Raw genomic sequence first — 18,864 nt, forward strand, 5'->3', positions numbered from 1 at the left:
ATTTGAGTAATTATTCTTTTCTTGTTTGGTTTTCACAAGTGGAAAACAGAGGCCCCTGTGATAAGATGAACAAAGCAGGAGGTTCCTATCTATCGCGGCGAACGATTCAATAGTATTAGCCATTTGATAGGCGCCGTTATGGCTGTCGCAGGAACTTCTGTCCTTGTGACGTTAGCAAGTGTTCAAGGCGACTTGATTAAGATCGTCAGCACCAGTGTTTATGGTGGGATGCTTGTTCTGCTTTATACGATCTCCACTCTTTATCATAGCTTCCAAGGTCGCGCGAAAAAGATCCTCCAAAAATTAGATCACATGGCGATCTACCTTTTGATCGCGGGAACATACACGCCGTTCACATTGATCACTCTGCATGGTCCTTGGGGTTGGTGGTTGTTTGGTATTAATTGGTCGCTGGCTTTGATCGGAATTATTCTGGAGCTAACGATTTCTCATCGCACGCGTGTGCCATCGATGATCATTTACGTCGTCATGGGTTGGTTGATTGTTGTTGCGATGAAACCGTTGACGGAAAATTTAGATCCGCGTGGATTGTTTTTGTTAACAACCGGCGGACTTCTTTATACTGGTGGTATCGCCTTCTTTTTATTCGATGAGAAAGTGAAGCACTTCCATGGCATCTGGCATTTGTTTGTCATGGCCGGAAGCATCGCGCAATATTTCTGCATCCTCTATTATCTCGTTTAGTGTCTTTTTGACTCTGACTTTTCTGGCACAGCATTTGTAATAGCTTCCTTCCGGGGGCCGACATGTTCGGCAAATAAAAAACCACAGGGAGGGAATTATGAAATCACTATTTGGCTTTATCTTGGTAACTTTGATGGCTACATCTGCATTCGCAGGATTTGGCGATATGTTTAAGCCAGGTCGCGGCGGTCCAAGCTATGGACGAAATGTCACTTGTTCCGCAACTGACAAAGGCTGGGAAGAGCATTGGGGTGGCCATTCTGATTGTAACTCCTGTCTGAAAAAACATGGCAGCTGTACTGAAACATGCTCTGCTGAATACTATTCTACAACTGTAAAAGGCCGCGACTATCGTGGATATGAAATGACTGTTGAATCTCGTGGCGCCAGCCGTTACGAAGCGGAACGCGAAGCTCTTAGATCCTGCAATTACAAATACTCTGATTGCCGTGTGATCTCCACGAACTCTCAAAGCGAAACTGTCTCTCGTCGCTCTTGCAAATAGCAATTAGACGTCCAGCGCCTAGCGCATTTCTGAATCCTTGTGTTATCCTAATAGGAGCACAAGGATTCCGTTTGAATAAAGAACTCTCCAAACTTTTTACTGATTTAAGTCCTCTGGATTTATCACTGACGTTGAATAACTACGCCTGTGTCTCCTTGATTTTGCGCGGGCCTTTGGATGACTTGCAAATCGGCTTTATTCAAAGAGCCATTCATCCCGAAGATCGTTGGTCAGGACAAATCGCTTTTCCTGGGGGAAAAAAAGAAGACTGGGATACTTCCGCATTGGCCACGGCTCTGCGTGAGACACAGGAAGAAGTGGGAATCATTTTGACTCCCGATGAGATGATCGGCCGCTTGGATGATATTCAAGCTCGTAAAGCTGGTACTCTACTCGAGTTTTTTATTCGTCCTTTTGTGTTCTATACTGAGAGGGAATTCGAAGTCCGATTGGATCACAATGAGGTGGCAGATTTCTTCTGGGTGCCTCTAAAACATCTCGAAAGTCCCGATTACACCACAACCTACGAGTTCATGCGCGAACAGCTCCAGCTGCGTCTGCCTGCAATTTCTTTGGGCAAAGATATTCCTCTATGGGGACTGTCTTATATGATCACGCAGAATCTGCTGAAACATCTAAACTCTCGCATCCCATAATGAGAATGTTTGGGTTTTTTTAGATTTTTGAAAAATCCCCCTCAACTCTCCAAAAGTCCAGCCGATAGGTATGATATCAGCCCACTTCGAGTGGGAGCGAAAGGAGCCTTTAATGGCAACCAAGCATAATACAGTACGTCTTGAACACTTTCTAACGACGGAGATCGGTGAATTGAACGACCGTATCGAGTCAGGGCCACCTTAACGAGCGTCCCCCCAGCCTAGTAATATTGGGAGGATTATAAACTAAAAAAACCAGAACGATCTTAAGACGTTCTGGTTTTTTGATTTTTGGGACCTGTAATTTTCGAAACTAAAGAATCGAGAATGTCGTCGAGAAATTCACAGTCGTAGAATCCGCTGTGAAAGATTTTGGATAGTAATTGATGTACGGTGCGAAATAGATATCGCGAGTAAATGCGTACCCCATCCCCACACGAGAGCTCAAAGTTCTATTCCACAATACAGAAGCGTCTTCTGTGCCACGTGGGTTATTGAAGTTCAAAGCCAATGAAGAATACATGTTCCATTTATCCGTGAAGTTGTACTTCACTTGTGGATAGAAACCCAAAGAGTAACGACCTGTTGTTAGCTCTTTCTTATTCGCCATGTCTGGTCCACGGTCAAACAAGTAGTAATTGAAAGAACCGTCGATACCTACACCCAAACCAGTTGTCCCGATGTTGTAAAGAAAAGAAGCATCGTAACCAAGACCCGCGTACTCGCCGATATCACGATAAGTTTGGTTTGTTACGTAAGTTGCACTCACACCGTTACGCATTTGAACATCACCTACACGCGCATTGCGATCGTAGCTGACGAATGGATTTTTAACGTCGTAACGTTTTACACCTTGGAACGGCGTCAATGCATTCACACCTGTACCAACAGAAAGAGCACTCTTAGAATCGAAACGGTAACGAGCACCGATCGAACCACCCAAAGATGTCTCACAAGCACAGATAGAACCATCTGGATTTGGTTGATTTGGATTGCCCAAGTCACCTACAGGAGGGCCTGAGTAGCTAAGGCTTACTTTCAAAGAGTAACGAGACAGTGAACCAGAGTCTGCTTTCAAGCGAGCATCTGTGATGTCTTTGTCGTCTTCGAATTTTTTATTGATCACGTCTTTTTGTTTTAGAACGGAAGTGGGAGCCGCTACTGCATTAGAGTTTTCAGAAGTGGGCAAAGTCAGTTTTGTGCTTTGTCCAAAAGCACTGATCGACAGTCCAAGAAGGGCCGAGGCCAAAATAAGCTTACGCATGAAATCTCCTGTGATTTCGGAGCTTTTAGCCTCTAAAAGTTCAAAAAGATAGTTGGGTTTTTGTTAGGACGATGAGTAAGAAAAATCTACCTGCTTTTTAACGGCGCCCATTGCCCTTGATCCAGTGCCTCGGAGACGCTTGTACTACACAACAAACGAGGCTCCCCATGAAAACCTCCCGAAGAGGTTTCTTACGATTGTCGGCCAGTTCGATTATAGGCTACTCTGCGCTCAATTCTCCCCTATTTGCCGGGATTGCAGAGGCGGCTTCCGGATTTACCGGACAAATTCCCATTAGCCAACATATGACGAATTCTCACTCTGTTCAGTTGAGCGTGTTGACTGAAAAAGGAAAGGCTTATGCTTACCGAGTCAGCGATTCTCAGGGGCGCCCCGTCAATTGCCAGGTTTGGGATCGTGAGTTCCGTAAAAGCTACCATCAGGGGATCGAAAAACTCAGCGTAACCGGATTGTCTCCGGAGCAAACATATTACCTTCAAGTGATCGATAAAAATCGTGGGACCGTACTGGATGAGAGAGTTTTCAAAAGCCTAAAACTCAGTTCACGCAGTAACATTCGTTTTGCCTTGGTCAGTTGTGCGAGCGATTTCTTTGTCACCCATGCTCGCGTGATGTGGGATCACCTGTTCGCACAAAAACCTGATTTTATTTTTTTAGTCGGCGACGCTGTCTATGCAGATTTTCGCTGCCCGACAACTGAGAAAGATATCTGGCGCCGCTATTGCGAAACCCGATCTCGCTTAAAACATTTTCGCCAGCCACGACTGATCCCGATGATCGCCACTTGGGATGACCATGATTACGGCTTGAATAATACCTGCAAGAACTTTGAATTTAAGAAAAGTTCCCAACGAGCTTTCGATGTTTTTTTTGGCAGTAAGGACACTGATGGCTACAGAAAATCCATGGGAGTTGGTTCACAATTGAGTGCATTCGGGCAGAGGTTTTTCTTTTTAGATGATCGCTACTTCCGTGACCAAGCTGGCGCGGGAATGATGTGGGGGCAAGAACAACAAGATCAGCTTTTTGAAAGAATCTGCGAAAGCTCGAAACCAGCTTGGCTCTTTAATGGCAGTCAATTTTTTGGGAACTATATTAAGCAAGAATCATTCATCAAAGACTTCGGCAAAAACTTTACGGATGTTTTAACCCGCTTAAGAAAATGCCAAGCCCCTGTGGTTTTTGGTTCTGGCGATGTGCATTTTAGTGAGGTGATCGGAGTTGAGCCTAAGTACTTGGGTTATAAAACGTATGAATACACCTCGAGTGCGATTCACAGTTTAAATTTTCCGCTAAAGCTTTTGTATCGCAATCCCCGTCGTGAGGCCTTCACTTGGCATCACAATTTTTTGATCATCGATAGCACAGTTCAAAATAACGGACTGAAAATAAAAACAAAGTCGATCAATGCCCGAAACAAAATCGCTTTCTCTCACGAAGCCGTGGTTAAACGGTCTTAAGCTCACGCAATTTGTATAGAACCCTAGGGATCAGTTCGACAACATCAGACGCCATCATCGACAGAGGGTCACGTTTGCTGTTCACCCATACATTGGCCGTTGCTCCATGAATGTATGCCGCCAGCAGAGCCGCATCTTGCGGAGGTAGATTTTGCGAGCGTAGTGCGACCATAATTCCGGCTAAAACATCGCCTGTTCCAGACTTAGCCAACGCCGAGTTCCCCGTTGCAACGGTCGCCATATCAGTGGCCGTGGCAATCAGCGTACGATGCCCTTTGAGTAAAACCACACAGCCTAATTTCCGTTGAGCCATTCGTGCCGCCGCAACACGATCCTTATCAATCGTTTTTGCATCAAGACCCGTCAGTCGTGACAACTCCCCTGCATGAGGAGTGACGATCCAAGTTGGAGGTAGTGGAAAAATCTTTTCTTGGGCGACAATAGTGAGAGCATCAGCATCTAAAATCACATGCGTTTCTTGGGCTTTGATCAACTCACGAATGATTTTCGCCGTACTTGCATTCACCCCAAATCCCGGCCCAACAAGCACAGCTTGATGATCGATTTCTGACCAAGATGTTTTCTTTAAATCCCTAAGTAAAAAATCAGGATTTTCCCACGGAGAAACCGAAAGCCCTTCTTGAGCCAGAATCACATAACCGCTCCCCATGCGCAGAGCAGCCTTAGCACTTAGAACTCCCGCCCCTGGGTAATCAGGGCTCCCCGCCATAATCAGACTTTTGCCACGACGGCTTTTGTTATCAGAAGTTGAAACCGCTGGTAAAAGATTCGCGGCCCCTTGTTTTCGCAAAATTCTGACGGAACTTGTGGAAGTTTTCATACAAATAAGTGTATAACTGCCTCACTATGATCGTAAAGACGGAAGCTGAATTAGAAGGACTAAAAAAGATTGGTAAGATCGTTGCCAATTGCCTTCAATACATGATGCAAAAAACTGAACCTGGAATGACTACCAAAGAATTAGATCTTTTGGGTGGTCAGTTCTTGGAAAAGCACGGCGCTCGTTCGGGCCCAATGCTTACTTACAACTTTCCTGGATACAATTGCATCAGCGTTAATCATGAGGCTGCTCACGGTGTGCCCTCCGACAAGATCATTCAAGCCGGTGATTTGATTAATATCGACGTCTCTGCAGAGTTAAACGGCCTTTATGCTGATAACGGTGGATCCTTTGTTGTTCCCCCAGGCCGCCCTGAAGACATCCGTCTTTTAGAAGCCACTAAGAAAGCACTTATGCATGCTATTGGCGGCGTTAAAGCGGGTGTGAAACTTAACATCATTGGTAAGCGTGTTGAAGAAATCGCCGACCAGTATGGCTATTCCATCATTGAAAACTTGGGCAGCCATGGTGTCGGTAAATCCCTGCACGAGTCACCAAAGTTCATTCCAAGCTATTACGACCGTAACGACGATCGCAAACTGCGAGAAGGTAACGTTATCACTATTGAACCGTTCCTTTCCACAGGAGCCTTCGGAGTTGATGAGATCCGCGGTGATAATTGGACTCTGGGCACGGGCCCTGAACATCGTACGGCTCAGTTCGAGCACTCCATGGTGGTCTTAAAGGATGGGGTCCTTCTCCTCACAGTTCCTGACCCTGTTTAATCACAGGTTTTAACCCAAAACCTTGCGACCACCGTCTTACTTTCCATACCCTGTTTGTTCTTACCAGGAGGGAAAGATGAAACGTGGGATATTATTTGCAGTACTGATCACCTTTCACGTCTTATGGATTGGGACGATGTCCCTCGTAGATGCCGCTGGCACTGCCCGTATCAACCTCCCTAATGAGGTTATCGTGTCTTCTTTATTCCTGTTTGCCTGGGTGGGATACCAAGCCGTGAGCTGGGCCCAGAGCGGAATTAAAGAAAAAATCAAATAGCACGGTGCCCTAACTCTATAAAGTTGAAACAAAAGGTGAAAGCCTATGGCCTGAATTTATGGCCATGGGAGGCTTTCATGAAATTGTTTATCGCTTTACTAGCAACTTTGGTGGCGTTCTCTGCAAAAGCAGCAGATCGCAAATTGGGCAACGTTATCTTGGTGGAAAGAGAAATTCCAAATCCATACGAGCTTTGCACTAAAAACATGATCGACAAAACAGACAAAAAGCAGACTTCTTTTTACTGCGTGATCAAGTACACAAAACCAAACATGGAGATCCCTGTAGCAAGCAAAATCTCTCCAATCACATACAAAGACGAGAACTGCAAAGTTCGCTCTGAATCAGGCAATGGTTCAATGATCATCGGTTTCGGTCCAGAAACTGTGGCTGTTGATTTCGAAACTGCGAAGGCTTGCCTTCTTAAAGGTTTGACGGCTCACGGTGCTTTGAACGTGAACGTTTTGACTATCGAATAGTTATTTCTTCTAAAACAGAAATGAAAAAGGGAAGCTTTCGCTTCCCTTTTTTTTTATTTACCAACTGTTTCGTCGAGCAAGAAGTTATCTGTCGACATTTGTTTCCAACCAGCATCCAGAGCCTTTTGATAGCTTGAGCCAGCGTAATTTCCAGAAGTGTTATCTACAGAGCCGTAGAATTTACCACCTTCGTTCGCCTCACACGGTGCTGATACATCCGGTGATGCGCTAGAAACTTTTCTGTACATCAAGTTCAAGGCGATCTCTACACGAGGACCTTGGAAGTAATCAAGCTTCGCAGGCATTCTGGATTTAGAATCCATATAAATCGCCGTTGAAGAACACTTCATCTTAGTTGAGTGAGCACTGTCATTGTCGATGATCGTGCTGTATGAACCACCTTTTGCTGGCGCGATATACAACTTAGAACCGTCATCCGAAATCAACGCGAATTGATAGTAACCCGCTGAATCCGTCGTGTTCAGTTTCAAGATCGTATCCAATCTGATACCAAACCACTCGACAAGGTTCGCACCACCATCAGCCGCTTTCTTTTTAACCAACTCACCGTCAGTTGTCGGGAAGCCGTTACCGAAAGAGCGTGTTGGAACAAAGATATTGGACATATAAAGGATCACGCCTGCATCAGTACCTTCAGAGAAGTATGGAGAAAGTGTTTTCCAACCTTCGGAAGTACCTGGGTAATAGAAGATATTACCTTTCCAACCTTGGCGGCAAGAAATGCCACTTGCAGAGAACGGATCACACACGATTTTCTTAGATGTGAAGTTCACAACTTTAGAAGCCGAGTTACCCGCTTTATCTTTCGCTGTCACAGTTAGAACGTGATCACCCGTCACTAGATCACTGAATGTGATCTTAGTTAAAGACTGACAGTTCGCCACTGACTGAGATGTACCACCGAAAGTACGAACACAGCTTGCTGTATCGATACCGGAGATGTTGTCTACGATTCCAAACGGAGAGAACACCGCTACTTTTTGATCTTCAGAAATCGTTGGCGCTGCCAACGTGATCACTGGAGCTGTGATATCCACTAGGAATTGATATGTCGGAGCAATTTTGATCACGCCCGTGCTTGTGTAAGCAGCCACGCGAGCATAATAAGTTTTTCCGTCTTGCAAAGTACAAGAGCTCATTGCCAAAGAAGTTCCAGAAGCTGGAGCCTCAGGACAAACAACACCGGAACCATCTGCATTCGCAGCAACCAGGACACGGTAACCCACTGCTCCCGCAGAAGCTGTCCAGTGGATCGTTGGTTGCAAGATACTACCTAGGTAGTTGTCTTTGATCGTGTCATTACCACCGGTGATACCGATGATAGAGAAATCATTAGTCGCATTACCTTGGCTTTTCCAAGTGTAGCTAAGAGGCGCAGAAACATTTCCAACCTTATCAATCGCTTGAACCGAGAACACATGAGTTCCCTCGATCAAGTTTGAATAAACAGATGGAGAAGAGCAGGCAACAAAGTTACCGCCATCGATAGCACATTGAAATGAAGCTAAACCCGAACCCGTGTCAGCACCCGTAAAGTTAAAGACAGCTTGGCTTGAAGGAGAAACTGCTGCTGGCTTATTCGTGATCTCAACAGTTGGAGCTGTTGTATCCACCAACCATGCGTACTCAACCGTTGCAGAACGATTGCCTGCGCGGTCCACTGCACGAACTTGGAAACGATTTTGTCCTTCAGGAGCACTGTTGTATTGCTTCATGTCTCCACAGTTTGTGAAGGAAGCCTCGCCCACCAATAGACACTCGAAATGGTCTAAACCACTCAAATCATCATCGATGCGCATACCGAAAGTAGCTTTCGGAGAAGCCACCATCGCATTTGGTTTTTGTACGATACTTACTTTAGGAGCGATATCGTCGTGAGTTATAGATGCAGGCAAACACTCAGAATAGAAAACCGTCAGCTGCGTTGTTTTCTTAAACTTCGCATAGACGTTATTCAAAGCGTTCGGACTTTGTAATTTCCATTTTTTAGTACTAACCAGGGGCTCCCATGCTCCACCCTTTTCACAGGATGAATCATTAGAGATATAAACGTCGGTCGCATTTTGAGACACGATGTTTACCGTCACAGCACTGTCTGTAGTGTATGGCGAACCACCATTTAATAAGATGGAGTTGGCACCCATACCTGCTTGCTGGCTAGCAAGTTCGTCTTGGGACAGGCCAAAGTTTACGTTTTCAGCACAGTTCTGATAACCGACGAGCAGTACACCAACTATTAAAACAGAAGACCACGCGCGAAAGGTGCGGTTGTTCATCAATTCCCCCCCGAGAAGTGTTACCTTTTATCGGAAACACTGGGGATCACCTTGACCGAATCTGGGTGGATTTCGCCTCCAACTGTTCCATCAGTACACTGAGAGGTCATTATCGAGACATGACCTCAGCAATGTGAGTTGGATATGTGACTTCATTTTATATCAGTGGGCATCCACAACTTTGACAGTTCGGTTTTTAAACTTGAGCAAGTAAAGAGGAATGAAAGCCAACACCACCACCATGATCATAATGAACATGATCTCTTGGAAAGTGAGCATGAATACTTGGGCTTGGACTCGGCCATACAAGGAACGAATCGCAAGCTCTGCCTGTGTTGCCATCCCCATGGATTGACTCATATGAACACCGGACTTGGCAGAGTTGTATGCGTTCCAAGTATTATGATCCAAAAGCGAAACATGCGGAGCCATATCGGCATAATGCTGTTTACCCGCCTTCGTCATCATCGTTCCGATGAAGGCAATCCCCATACTTCCCCCGATTTGGCGGAAGAGATTTAAGATACCTGATACCTCACCCATCGTGATGCCGTTGAATTGCGACAAGATCGACGAGTTGATCGGTACGAAAAGGAACGCCATCGCCAGACCGCGAACATAAAGCCCCATCAGCACATCACCCTTAGAAGACAACGGCGAAAGTTTGGTGAACATAAAGATCGAAGTCATCACTCCCAAAAATCCAAAGGCGATCAGATATTTTGGATTGATACCTTTACCCAACATTTTACCCACGAACGGCATCATCAATGCCGTCAGGATAGAACCCGGAATAAACAGCATCCCCGTCTGAGTCGCATCGTAATGAAAAGTCTGCCCGACAAACACTGGCAAGATAAAGACCAATCCATACAGAAAGAATCCCAAGATTGCCTGCAAGGCTGCACCATTCGCCACGATTCCGTTAAGGAAAAGTCGCACATTCATGATCGGAGCTTTGACTTTGGTTTCCCACCACACGAACAGTGGCAAAGACACGGCCGTCATGATTCCACAGAACACAATCAGTTTGGAATCAAACCAATCATTCGATTCACCACGCTCTAGCATGTACTGAAGGCAACCAATACCGACCACCAAAAGCGTTAAGCCCCAGACGTCGAAAGGTTTTTTACCCTCAGAAGCACCACTCGCAAACGGTGGATTTTCAATCGCCATCAAACCAATTGCGATCGCAATCAAACCCAGTGGTAAATTCACATTGAAGATAGATCTCCAACCAAAAGTATCTGTTAGCCAGCCACCTAATGTTGGACCCAAAGTTGGTCCAATCATAACTGACATACCAAAGATCGCCCCCGCAGTTCCGGCTTTTTCTTTCGGGAACTGTTCGTAAATCAAAGTTTGCGAAGTTGGCAAAAGCGCCCCACCCGCAAGACCTTGCAAGATACGGAAGAAAATCAATGTATATAGATTAGGAGCAAAACCGCAGGCAACAGATGTCGCCGTGAACAGTCCAATACAAGTCAGAAAATACTTACGGCGTCCCACTCGATTTCCCAGCCAGGCTGACACCGGCAATATGATCGCATTTGCGATCGCATAGCCCGTGATAACCATACTGATGTCTTCAAGTGTTGCGCCCAAGTTCCCCATCATTGTCGGCAAGGCCACATTCACGATGGAGCTATCGATAATCTCAAGCAGGGAGGCCATCACCGCAACAAGGATGACCAACCTAGATTTGGTATTCATAGAAACCTCTCGGAACTCTTAAGTTCCATTCGGTATTAGTGCACCTTTACAGATACGTTTGCAGACAATCCTGCTTGAAGCTTCTCGATATCTTTTTCACTCAAATCCAAAAGCTTGATCTTAACTGGGACACGCTGAACCACTTTAGTAAAGTTACCCGTCGCATTGTCCGGTGGAAGCAAAGAGAAAACCGCACCCGTACTTGGGCTTAAGCTTTCCACTTCACCGCGGAAGGATTTTCCTGGCAAAGCATCCACTTCGATGTTTACCGGTTTACCCATTTCGATGTGCGTGATTTCAGTTTCTTTAAAGTTTGCGATCACCCAGCGAGTGCTGCCCTCGACGAAACCAAACAGAGGTTGTCCCGGAGGAATCACCATACCTGGCTCGACTGATTTACGAGCAATGCGACCGTCTTTAGGTGCTTTGATTTCTGTGTAGCTCGCGTTGAGCTGAGCTGTTGAAACCTGAGCTTGGATCGCTTGAACACGTTTGCTCAACTCACGGAAAGTCGCTTCGGCATTATCATATTGAGCGCGAGACACTACGTTTTGGCGAAGCAAATCGGCCATACGTTTGTAGTTTGTTTCAGCGTCGTGAAGTTTTGCTTTCACACCTTCTAGGTCTGCTTCCGCTTGCTTCACATTATTTTTATAGTCTTGGGAATCAATGCGAGCCAATACTTGGCCTTCTTTGACTTGTTCATTATCGTTCACCAGAACTTCAATCACGATTCCCGGAACTTTAGACGAAAGCATCAAAGTGTGCGCCTGAATCTGCGCATTGTCCGTCGATACATGAGACCATTCGTAATACCCGAAGATCGCGGCACCTACGACAACCACCGCGCCCGCACCGATCATCAATTGTTTCTTTTTATTCTTAATGTTCGTCATAAATTAAAGTTCCTTCCCAAGGGACAATTCTAAATTCACCATTGCTTCGGCGGCACTCACCTGAGCATTTACGAGACCTGCGCGCGCTCTGAACAAATCAAGCTCTGCATCCAAAACTTCAGAGCTCGTACGAGTTCCTGCTTTGAAGGACTGAGTTGCCAGACGAACGCTTTCCTGGGCTTTTTGCACGTCTACTGTTTTAGCTTTGTACAAAGCTGCGGAGTACAAGTAGCGACGTTTCCAGAAATCAAAATCATAACTGTCTTTAAGTTTCGCCTGACGAGTCAGCTCGCGAGCTTGCACTTGGCGAGCATCGGCTTGAGCCGCTTGCGCTGAAGAAGCAAATCCATCAAACACATTCCAGGTCATGTTCACACCCACTGTGTAGGCATTATTGAAATCCTGATCCTGAAGACCTTTACTGATGTTGTTGTAGTAGTCTGCTTGACCAAACACTGTGAATTTAGGAACCCAGTGTTTGTAAGCTGCAAGCCACGCTTTGTGAGCAGAGATCTCGCGATCCGCAATGGCTTGATAATCAAGTCGTTCAATCTTAGATGGCTTTTGCAGACTTGCGACCTTCTGTGCTTCCGGAACTGGCAAAACTCCCGCGAGAGATTGCCCAGCATCATCAACTCCCAGTCCTACCAACAGGTTCTGACGAGACAAGATCGTGTTATCTTCTGAATTTAATTTTTCTGATTGTGCTTCATTCAACTGAACTTCCACGCGCAAAACGTCAAAGTTAGTTCCTGCACCACTCTTACGGAAAGCTTTTGCACGATCCAAATGGTCTTCGAGGGTTTTCACGTTTTGATTAGCAACTTTCTCAAGTTCAATCGCCGCTAAGGCTTTAAAGAATTTCATTTTTGTTTCTTGAGTCACTTGAAACTTGGCCCAGTCAGCTTCTTTCTCTGCGGCACTTGCTCCGTAAGTCATTGAACTGTAGCGATCAAAGTTTGCAAGTCCGTCAAACACCAACCACTCTGCACGAGCAGACCAAATCGTGTAAGGCTGAATCATTTCAATAGAAGTTGGAGGCCCACCTAACGAAACTCGTTGGATCATGAACTTCTCATCGAGTAAGTGAGTGCCTCCCAAAGTGATACGCGGAAGGAATTGAGAGTATGCTTCAACTTTTTTCCAGCTAGCTTCGTCTTTTGCGGCTTCAGCGCGCTTCACTTGCGGAGAGCCACCAGTCGCTAGATTCAATGAATCCTCGAGTGAAAGAGTTTCAGCATGCACCGCCATCGGAGCACAGAGAAGAACTACTAGAGCTGCTGCGACCTTATTCTTTTTCATGTTTCACCATTTATCTTGATTTTTGTTAGGTACCTAATTAATATAATTAGGCGACTAACAATTGTCAATAGACCCCCAAAATGGTGTCTCATTGAATATGAACTTTGCTCGATCGGAGGCCAAAGTGGCTAAGCTATTTATTCAAACAATTCCTTCTCAGGAAGAACTTCAGCAAAACGCGGCGGAGCTCTGCCCGACTGCTGATACAGCCTCACTTTATACGCACCTCCTGTTCAGAAAAGTTGCGACCGACTTGGAATCTAAATTCGATAACTTCTTTGCGAAGTGGAACTTGTCTCCAGGGCGTTACACTCTATTGATGATTTTAAGAAAAGCTGAAGGCGGCTTGATGCCTTCTGAAATCGCGCAAAAAGTCGGAGTGACTCAAGCAACAATCTCAGGCCTTATCAACAGTCTAGAAAAAGCCCAACTCGTGGCTCGCACGACTCATGAAAAAGACGGACGCTCTTTCGTTATCAAACTGACTGAAAAGGGCGAGGGCGTTTTAAGAGAGATCGCACCAGGCTGGTACACAGGACTTACAAATTTCTTTGGTCAATTCAATGAGCAAGAACAGAAAATGCTCAACGAGATCTTGGCTAAGATGTCTCAGAACATCGGCCTTCTAAATATGAAATAAAAAAAGCCCGAGCAATCGGGCTTTTTCTTTTTAAGCTAGAGCACTCCGGGATTAGTATTCGCCGTTCAGAGTGCAGCTCATAACTTCGTTCAAGTTCGAACCTGTCGAGTTCTGCAATGGACCGAAGTGATTGTATGATTTCCCTGCCGCAAAGTGCGGGCTCACGCAACGATCTGTCGGAAGTTTCAGGCTGCCATTCGCTTGCAAATTCGATGGATGAGTATTGCCGGATTTAGATGTATTAACTTGCACCGCAAACATCCCCGTCACTTTCGCGATACCGCAGAAAGAGTTGAAGCTTTGCATAGCACTTCCCAACACTCGGATCATTTCAGCTTGAGAAGCTGACGTGCTGATTGTGTTTTTCGGGTAAAGCTTATTCCACTCGCGGATACACGCCTGCACGTTACCACTTGCTGTCGGAGTGAATTGGAACAAACCGATATTCAATTTTGAAGCTGCGTCTTGGTATGGGTCTTCATAGAACAAAACCCCTGCTGGACGACGGTAACCTGATGGCGCGTACTTCGTCGCTACTTTACTAGAAGTCGAAGTGTCTGCTGACGTCAAAGACTCTGTATAAGACATACACATCATCAACTTCGTCCAAAGCTTTGTAGCTTTTACGAAAGACGTGCGATCACCATTCAAAGCACCGCGACGGTACTCATTCATCTTATTAGCAAAAGTATTCATCTTAGTGATTACAGCTGCTGATGGAACTTTTCCGCTGTTCAAAGTCTTAGTCAAAGACGTTGAAGACACAGAACACAATGGATGAGAAATCAAACTTGTCTCTAGATATGTGCTTTCCGTGCTGCTCATACCATAAGCTGAACCTACATAGCCTAAGCCTGCTTTAGATGGACTCATTTTCAGCTCAACCGCGTAAGCGATGCGATCTGCAAAGCGATAACGAGTATCCAAGTTCATATCTGTATTATCAGTTTTATAAGAAAGTGATTGATCACGCGCTGGGATCAACTCGCGGTAAGTCTGGTAGATGCTATCTACTAGTTTACCAACTGGACCTGCGACTTCCGTGAAAACATCGAAATCTTCAGGGACGATAGACCCGGTTGTTGCCGGTGGCTCCGGATTTGTCGGAGTCGAGGGCGTCGGTGCAGGCGTCGGCGTTGTTGTAGTCGGAGTGTCGTCCGAACCAGAATCAACAGGCTTTTTTGCCATGGCAAACGCTGTATTGCTAATAGTTAGAGTGATCAAAGCTGCCAACAAGATTTTAGTAGTGTTTGTGTTTGTCATGCCTCCTAGATCGGAACTAGGTCTTAGGACTTAAGGCGCCCTCGACGAGACTGGACCTGAACTAGACCTTCTCTGGACCAAGGTAATAACTAAACACTCAAGCTCGGTTTCCAAAATCCGATAATAGATATGTAACCAAAAAAGGGAGTATCAGAATGAGTCAATACGATGTACCCGGTCTTTATGAGTTCCTAGCTCACACCCCAGAATCGGGTCTTAGAAAAATGTTCGTGGATGGCAAAGCCTTCACAGAAACTCACTTCAACCTAATGATGAAAGTCGTTCGTGCTGGTGGTGTAGATCAATTCGTTGAGCACTTTGAAAAGCAGGATTTCCCTAAAATCAAACTAGGACCTGCAGATGTGAAAATTAAAGAAAAGTTCTGGGCAGAAGCTATGAATGTTTGGAACAGTCGTGGACTTCTTACTCCAGCTGTGGCAACTAAGGCGGCATGATCGCTTATCTTGCACCAGAAAAATTCCTGCCTGAACTGCAGGCCGAACTTAAAAATATCGTCGCAGTTCATGGCAACCTGGTTCTAACTGATGGGCCCATCCAGACCTCTGTGTGGGCCCAAAACATTTGGACCAACGCTGAAATCATCCCTTTCGAATCTGTTACTCAGGCGGCAAAGGCTTTAAAAAGCCGAGGCCTTTTATGGGCTCTTTATTCTTTCGACAATCATCGCCGCGCTCAATTGATCCAAGATCAGCTACCAAAACCTCGCCCTCGTGTGATGGATTTCTTAAGTCCATTGCCGAAAGACCCTATTGGGGCATGGACTCTTATTGATAAAAATACTTTGATCGCATCCAGCGAAACCAACTCGCTTTTTCCATTAGGGGCCGTGGCCTTTAATGAGGATAAGACGACACCTCCTTCCAGAGCTTATTTAAAGCTTTGGGAGCTTTTCACTGTCTATGGAGTTCGCCCGGAAAAAGGCCAAAAAGTGGTCGACTTCGGCAGCTGCCCGGGTGGGTGGACATGGGTGCTTCAGCAAATGGGTTGCGATGTTATCAGTATCGACCGCGCCCCTTTGGATGAAAAGATCGCACGTTTGCCACGTATTCAGTTTATGAAGACCAATGCCTTTAATGTGAAGCCCTCAACAATTGGGGCCATTGATTGGTTCTTTTCAGACATCATCTGCTATCCAGCGAAGCTCTTAGAGCTAGTTTTAGAATGGCAGAGTTCAGGACTTTGCCAAAACTTCGTTTGCACTATAAAATTTCAAGGTGGCACCGATTTCGAAACTCTTAAAAAGTTTCAGGCGTTGGAGAATGCACAAGTTCTGCATCTTCATCACAACAAGCACGAGGTTACCGTTTGGATCAGGAAATCTTCAAAAAAGTAAGTCGCGAGGACGAGAAGGTTAAGCTCTTCATAGATCTTGCTTCGGCTCTGGGCGAAGTCCTGTGCAAAGGTAAATCCGAAACTCTAGTAAAACTTAAAGCGGTTCACTGGCATTCCAAATCTAAGCATTTGGAGTGTTTGCTTGAATCCAAGGAAACCCTCGCCAATGGCGAAGAATTCCTTGGCTATTTCTTTTTAGGTGGAGAGAAGTATTACTTCGAAGCGAAAGCCACTGTTTATCAAAACCGCTGCCAATTCCAATTGCCACCCGAAGTCTTTCATTTACAGCGCCGCCAAAACTATCGCGTGCGCATTCCTGAAAGCTATCCGATTTATTTTGATGTGACTGAAATCAACGGATCTCCGGTAAAAATCCATGCTCGCTTGGCCGACCTTTCTAGCCAAGGCTGCCGATTGATCGAAAAAGGTATCACCACACCTTTAAAATCCGGTGATAAACTTGAAGGCCATCTTTCAGTTAAAAAAAATGCGCCCATTGAATTGAGCGCAGAGGTTCGTCACATTAAAAATGAAGATGGCAGTCAGATGGTGGGCCTCGAATTCTCGGGCCTCTCCCCCATTCTAGAAAACAACCTCTTTGCTCTCACACTAGAAATCCACAAAGAAGTCTTCCGCCGTTAGGTACGGCCTTACCTAGGCAGGTAAGCACGTACCTTTATTCTGTGCCGAGCGGTGTTGCTGGTTTGGCTTTGATCGCTTCGTATTCTTTATCGAGATCTTTTTCTAGGTTTCTTTTCTTTTCAGCGGCCTGTTTTTTCTGAAGTTCTAAGTTCTTTTTGTTGTCATGATAGCGCTGAGTGAATTCACGGTGCTTTTGGTTGAACTCATCTGTTTTGCCACGAACGTAATCATCGAAGTCTTTACGTTTCGTTTTAGTCTCGTCCTCGAAAGAATCACGGCTTTCTTTTTGTTTTGAATAGAACTCTTTGCGTTCAGCATCGAGCTTAGAATAAAAATCAGTGCGCTCTTGTGAGGTATGACCTTTTTCCTTAGCAAATGTCTCGCGGCTCTTAGTCTGCCCTGTCGTGAACTGATTGCGCTCCTCGGATTGTTTTTTCGTGAAGGCCTCGCGGGTTTTAGTCATATCTTTGCTGAAAGCATCGCGCTTTTTACTCATGATTGATGAAAATTTACTGCGAACTTCCGAGGGATTCTTCGTGATGTCGGTCATCATCTGATCCATGAAGGCTTTTTCGTCATTCTCGGCGCGCTTTTCTGCAGGGATATTTTCGCGCAGCTTATCCATGGCTTCGCGATCAGCTTTCAAAGAATATTTGTCATCCACGATAGGCGCTGACTGTTGAGCCTCAGCTGATGCTAGACCAGCGAACTGAAGAAGTGCTCCCGCCACGACCAATGTCCTAATAAAACCGGACAGCCTAATCTTTGTGACGCATGTTACTCTCATAAATGTCCCCCTCAGTGCGTTTTGTCTTTTTTTGAGAATAATTGGACTCGAAGGAAAACTCAACCCACCGATAAGGTGACTATGCTATACGGAAGAAGAGTTATTGAACCTCAACGCGTTCCCCACGGAAATGGTCGAAAAAGGTTCATCCTAAATAAAGCGTTTCAGTACAAGTACTCTTGGTACATGATCACAGCCTTTGCTGGCGGTGCTCTTTTATTCTTTATTCCAGCCTACTATTTTATTTCTCAAAACTACGAGCTTTTCAAAACATTGGCTTATGATACACAACCACGTTTGGTGGAGCATCTTGAGCGCGAAATGATGTGGCTGCGTGTTTTCCTAGGGGCAAGTCTAGTTGCCATCGCTGGTGTTACTCTGTTCCTAAGTATTCGAATGACCAAAAACTTACTGGCTCCTCTTATTAAGATGGAAAACCACATGCATCAATTGATGCTCGGTCAGTGGCATATCGAAGACTACGTGATTCCTCAAGAAGACGACTTCCGCGATCTTTCAATGACTTACGATTATTTCTATCGTGCTTTGAAGGCGAACACAGAAACTGAATTGAAACTGCTTGAGAAACTTTCCATCGATCCGCAAAATCGTGAAGCTTACGCAGCTTGGAAACATCTCCTTGCAGAGAAAAGGTCTCGTCTGGGTATCAAGGAAGAATTCATTTCCAACGACACTCCAACAGAACTTGTTGAGCTTAATTCTCGTCGTCGCGTCTCTTAAAACTCGACTGCAGATCTAAATTAAAACATCCATCTATGTATCTCTAAGCCAGCATATTGCTGGCTTTTTTCTTATTCTGAGTCGCTATTTCTGACTCCACCGCACTTTAGTCTATTTTCATGAAAAAGTAGCAATGGAGAGCATTAATAACTCCAATTTACTTCATGGTTTCCCATGGGTCGCCGAGGAGTTCATTAACAGAACTTTTACAACGCTTTGAAATGGGACGTACCG

General features: G+C 45.4%; 20 protein-coding genes. 12 read left to right on the plus strand and 8 right to left on the minus strand.

The annotated features are described in order from the left end of the window. Positions 1–87: 87 nt before the first annotated feature. The 3 genes from trhA to ACLVWP_RS15990 all read left to right on the plus strand — a co-directional run bounded on the left by trhA (position 88) and on the right by ACLVWP_RS15990 (position 1,866). Entirely contained in the window at positions 88–705 is a 618-nt protein-coding gene (gene trhA, locus ACLVWP_RS15980; RefSeq protein ID WP_413561588.1) for a PAQR family membrane homeostasis protein TrhA, read from the plus strand. A 97-nt stretch (positions 706–802) separates the two neighbouring features. Further along, a complete protein-coding gene (locus ACLVWP_RS15985) occupies positions 803–1,210 on the plus strand; it encodes a hypothetical protein (RefSeq protein ID WP_413558649.1) in 408 nt (135 codons plus the stop codon). 71 nt (positions 1,211–1,281) lie between these two features. Beyond that, entirely contained in the window at positions 1,282–1,866 is a 585-nt protein-coding gene (locus tag ACLVWP_RS15990; protein ID WP_413558650.1) for an NUDIX hydrolase, read from the plus strand. Between the two features lie 313 nt (positions 1,867–2,179). On the opposite strand, the gene ACLVWP_RS15995 is transcribed toward ACLVWP_RS15990, so the two are convergent. Beyond that, a complete protein-coding gene (locus ACLVWP_RS15995) occupies positions 2,180–3,130 on the minus strand; it encodes a hypothetical protein (protein WP_413558651.1) in 951 nt (316 codons plus the stop codon). A gap of 305 nt (positions 3,131–3,435) precedes the next feature. Between ACLVWP_RS15995 and ACLVWP_RS16000 the strand changes: the two genes are divergently transcribed. After that, positions 3,436–4,611: a phosphodiesterase gene (locus tag ACLVWP_RS16000; protein ID WP_413558652.1), complete on the plus strand. Its 1,176-nt coding sequence runs from the start codon at positions 3,436–3,438 to the stop codon at positions 4,609–4,611. Here the strand turns inward: ACLVWP_RS16000 and ACLVWP_RS16005 are convergent. Further along, complete coding sequence (locus ACLVWP_RS16005; RefSeq protein WP_413558653.1) at positions 4,598–5,452, minus strand: NAD(P)H-hydrate dehydratase; 855 nt, start codon at positions 5,450–5,452, stop codon at positions 4,598–4,600. The two genes, ACLVWP_RS16000 and ACLVWP_RS16005, sit on opposite strands and share 14 nt — an antisense overlap. A 26-nt stretch (positions 5,453–5,478) precedes the next feature. On the opposite strand from ACLVWP_RS16005, the gene map reads away from it, so the two are divergent. From map to ACLVWP_RS16020, 3 genes are all read left to right on the plus strand, one after another. Beyond that, positions 5,479–6,237, plus strand: coding sequence for a type I methionyl aminopeptidase (map, locus tag ACLVWP_RS16010; protein ID WP_413558654.1), 759 nt, complete (start codon positions 5,479–5,481; stop codon positions 6,235–6,237). Between the two features lie 76 nt (positions 6,238–6,313). Further along, a complete protein-coding gene (locus tag ACLVWP_RS16015) occupies positions 6,314–6,514 on the plus strand; it encodes a hypothetical protein (RefSeq protein ID WP_413558655.1) in 201 nt (66 codons plus the stop codon). Positions 6,515–6,591: 77 nt separating this feature from the next. Further along, complete coding sequence (locus ACLVWP_RS16020) at positions 6,592–6,993, plus strand: hypothetical protein (protein WP_413558656.1); 402 nt, start codon at positions 6,592–6,594, stop codon at positions 6,991–6,993. 53 nt (positions 6,994–7,046) lie between these two features. Here the strand turns inward: ACLVWP_RS16020 and ACLVWP_RS16025 are convergent, their stop codons facing one another. From ACLVWP_RS16025 to ACLVWP_RS16040, 4 genes are all read right to left on the minus strand, one after another. Beyond that, the gene (locus tag ACLVWP_RS16025; RefSeq protein ID WP_413558657.1) at positions 7,047–9,290 is read right to left on the minus strand and encodes an OmpL47-type beta-barrel domain-containing protein; all 2,244 of its coding nucleotides are present in this window, start codon (positions 9,288–9,290) and stop codon (positions 7,047–7,049) included. A gap of 162 nt (positions 9,291–9,452) precedes the next feature. Beyond that, positions 9,453–11,006: a DHA2 family efflux MFS transporter permease subunit gene (locus tag ACLVWP_RS16030; protein WP_413558658.1), complete on the minus strand. Its 1,554-nt coding sequence runs from the start codon at positions 11,004–11,006 to the stop codon at positions 9,453–9,455. Between the two features lie 35 nt (positions 11,007–11,041). After that, positions 11,042–11,902 carry an HlyD family secretion protein gene (locus ACLVWP_RS16035; protein ID WP_413558659.1) on the minus strand — a complete coding sequence of 287 codons (861 nt, stop codon included), beginning with the start codon at positions 11,900–11,902 and terminating at the stop codon, positions 11,042–11,044. A 3-nt stretch (positions 11,903–11,905) separates the two neighbouring features. After that, positions 11,906–13,204, minus strand: coding sequence for a TolC family protein (locus tag ACLVWP_RS16040; RefSeq protein WP_413558660.1), 1,299 nt, complete (start codon positions 13,202–13,204; stop codon positions 11,906–11,908). A 124-nt stretch (positions 13,205–13,328) separates the two neighbouring features. Between ACLVWP_RS16040 and ACLVWP_RS16045 the strand changes: the two genes are divergently transcribed. Then, positions 13,329–13,844, plus strand: a complete 516-nt coding sequence (locus tag ACLVWP_RS16045) for a MarR family winged helix-turn-helix transcriptional regulator (protein ID WP_413558661.1) — start codon at positions 13,329–13,331, stop codon at positions 13,842–13,844. A gap of 51 nt (positions 13,845–13,895) precedes the next feature. Here ACLVWP_RS16045 and ACLVWP_RS16050 read toward each other — a convergent pair whose 3' ends face one another. Further along, positions 13,896–15,107 carry a hypothetical protein gene (locus ACLVWP_RS16050; protein ID WP_413558662.1) on the minus strand — a complete coding sequence of 404 codons (1,212 nt, stop codon included), beginning with the start codon at positions 15,105–15,107 and terminating at the stop codon, positions 13,896–13,898. Positions 15,108–15,262: 155 nt separating this feature from the next. Between ACLVWP_RS16050 and ACLVWP_RS16055 the strand changes: the two genes are divergently transcribed. The 3 genes from ACLVWP_RS16055 to ACLVWP_RS16065 are packed head-to-tail and all read left to right on the plus strand — an operon-like array spanning position 15,263 to position 17,102. After that, positions 15,263–15,562, plus strand: coding sequence for a hypothetical protein (locus tag ACLVWP_RS16055; RefSeq protein WP_413558663.1), 300 nt, complete (start codon positions 15,263–15,265; stop codon positions 15,560–15,562). Then, a complete protein-coding gene (locus ACLVWP_RS16060) occupies positions 15,559–16,461 on the plus strand; it encodes an SAM-dependent methyltransferase (protein ID WP_413558664.1) in 903 nt (300 codons plus the stop codon). The genes ACLVWP_RS16055 and ACLVWP_RS16060 overlap by 4 nt, the downstream gene beginning before the upstream one ends. Next, a complete protein-coding gene (locus ACLVWP_RS16065; RefSeq protein ID WP_413558665.1) occupies positions 16,434–17,102 on the plus strand; it encodes a flagellar brake protein in 669 nt (222 codons plus the stop codon). The genes ACLVWP_RS16060 and ACLVWP_RS16065 overlap by 28 nt, the downstream gene beginning before the upstream one ends. Positions 17,103–17,136: 34 nt before the next feature. Here the strand turns inward: ACLVWP_RS16065 and ACLVWP_RS16070 are convergent, their stop codons facing one another. After that, the gene (locus ACLVWP_RS16070) at positions 17,137–17,832 is read right to left on the minus strand and encodes a hypothetical protein (protein WP_413558666.1); all 696 of its coding nucleotides are present in this window, start codon (positions 17,830–17,832) and stop codon (positions 17,137–17,139) included. A 138-nt stretch (positions 17,833–17,970) separates the two neighbouring features. Between ACLVWP_RS16070 and ACLVWP_RS16075 the strand changes: the two genes are divergently transcribed. Next, on the plus strand, positions 17,971–18,630 hold the full coding sequence (locus tag ACLVWP_RS16075) for a hypothetical protein (RefSeq protein ID WP_413558667.1): 660 nt from the start codon (positions 17,971–17,973) through the stop codon (positions 18,628–18,630). Positions 18,631–18,864 lie beyond the last annotated feature (234 nt).

The sequence above is a fragment of the Bdellovibrio sp. HCB209 genome (genome assembly GCF_047306065.1).
Classification (GTDB): domain Bacteria; phylum Bdellovibrionota; class Bdellovibrionia; order Bdellovibrionales; family Bdellovibrionaceae; genus Bdellovibrio.

Coding starts and splice junctions, on each gene's coding strand:
- ACLVWP_RS15985 (WP_413558649.1), top strand. CDS start 803: ATGAAATCACTATTTGGCTTTATCTTGGTAACTTTGATGGCTACATCT.
- ACLVWP_RS15995 (WP_413558651.1), bottom strand. CDS start 3,130: ATGCGTAAGCTTATTTTGGCCTCGGCCCTTCTTGGACTGTCGATCAGT.
- ACLVWP_RS16000 (WP_413558652.1), top strand. CDS start 3,436: ATGACGAATTCTCACTCTGTTCAGTTGAGCGTGTTGACTGAAAAAGGA.
- ACLVWP_RS16005 (WP_413558653.1), bottom strand. CDS start 5,452: ATGAAAACTTCCACAAGTTCCGTCAGAATTTTGCGAAAACAAGGGGCC.
- map (WP_413558654.1), top strand. CDS start 5,479: ATGATCGTAAAGACGGAAGCTGAATTAGAAGGACTAAAAAAGATTGGT.
- ACLVWP_RS16015 (WP_413558655.1), top strand. CDS start 6,314: ATGAAACGTGGGATATTATTTGCAGTACTGATCACCTTTCACGTCTTA.
- ACLVWP_RS16020 (WP_413558656.1), top strand. CDS start 6,592: ATGAAATTGTTTATCGCTTTACTAGCAACTTTGGTGGCGTTCTCTGCA.
- ACLVWP_RS16025 (WP_413558657.1), bottom strand. CDS start 9,290: ATGAACAACCGCACCTTTCGCGCGTGGTCTTCTGTTTTAATAGTTGGT.
- ACLVWP_RS16030 (WP_413558658.1), bottom strand. CDS start 11,006: ATGAATACCAAATCTAGGTTGGTCATCCTTGTTGCGGTGATGGCCTCC.
- ACLVWP_RS16035 (WP_413558659.1), bottom strand. CDS start 11,902: ATGACGAACATTAAGAATAAAAAGAAACAATTGATGATCGGTGCGGGC.
- ACLVWP_RS16040 (WP_413558660.1), bottom strand. CDS start 13,204: ATGAAAAAGAATAAGGTCGCAGCAGCTCTAGTAGTTCTTCTCTGTGCT.
- ACLVWP_RS16050 (WP_413558662.1), bottom strand. CDS start 15,107: ATGACAAACACAAACACTACTAAAATCTTGTTGGCAGCTTTGATCACT.
- ACLVWP_RS16055 (WP_413558663.1), top strand. CDS start 15,263: ATGAGTCAATACGATGTACCCGGTCTTTATGAGTTCCTAGCTCACACC.
- ACLVWP_RS16060 (WP_413558664.1), top strand. CDS start 15,559: ATGATCGCTTATCTTGCACCAGAAAAATTCCTGCCTGAACTGCAGGCC.
- ACLVWP_RS16075 (WP_413558667.1), top strand. CDS start 17,971: ATGCTATACGGAAGAAGAGTTATTGAACCTCAACGCGTTCCCCACGGA.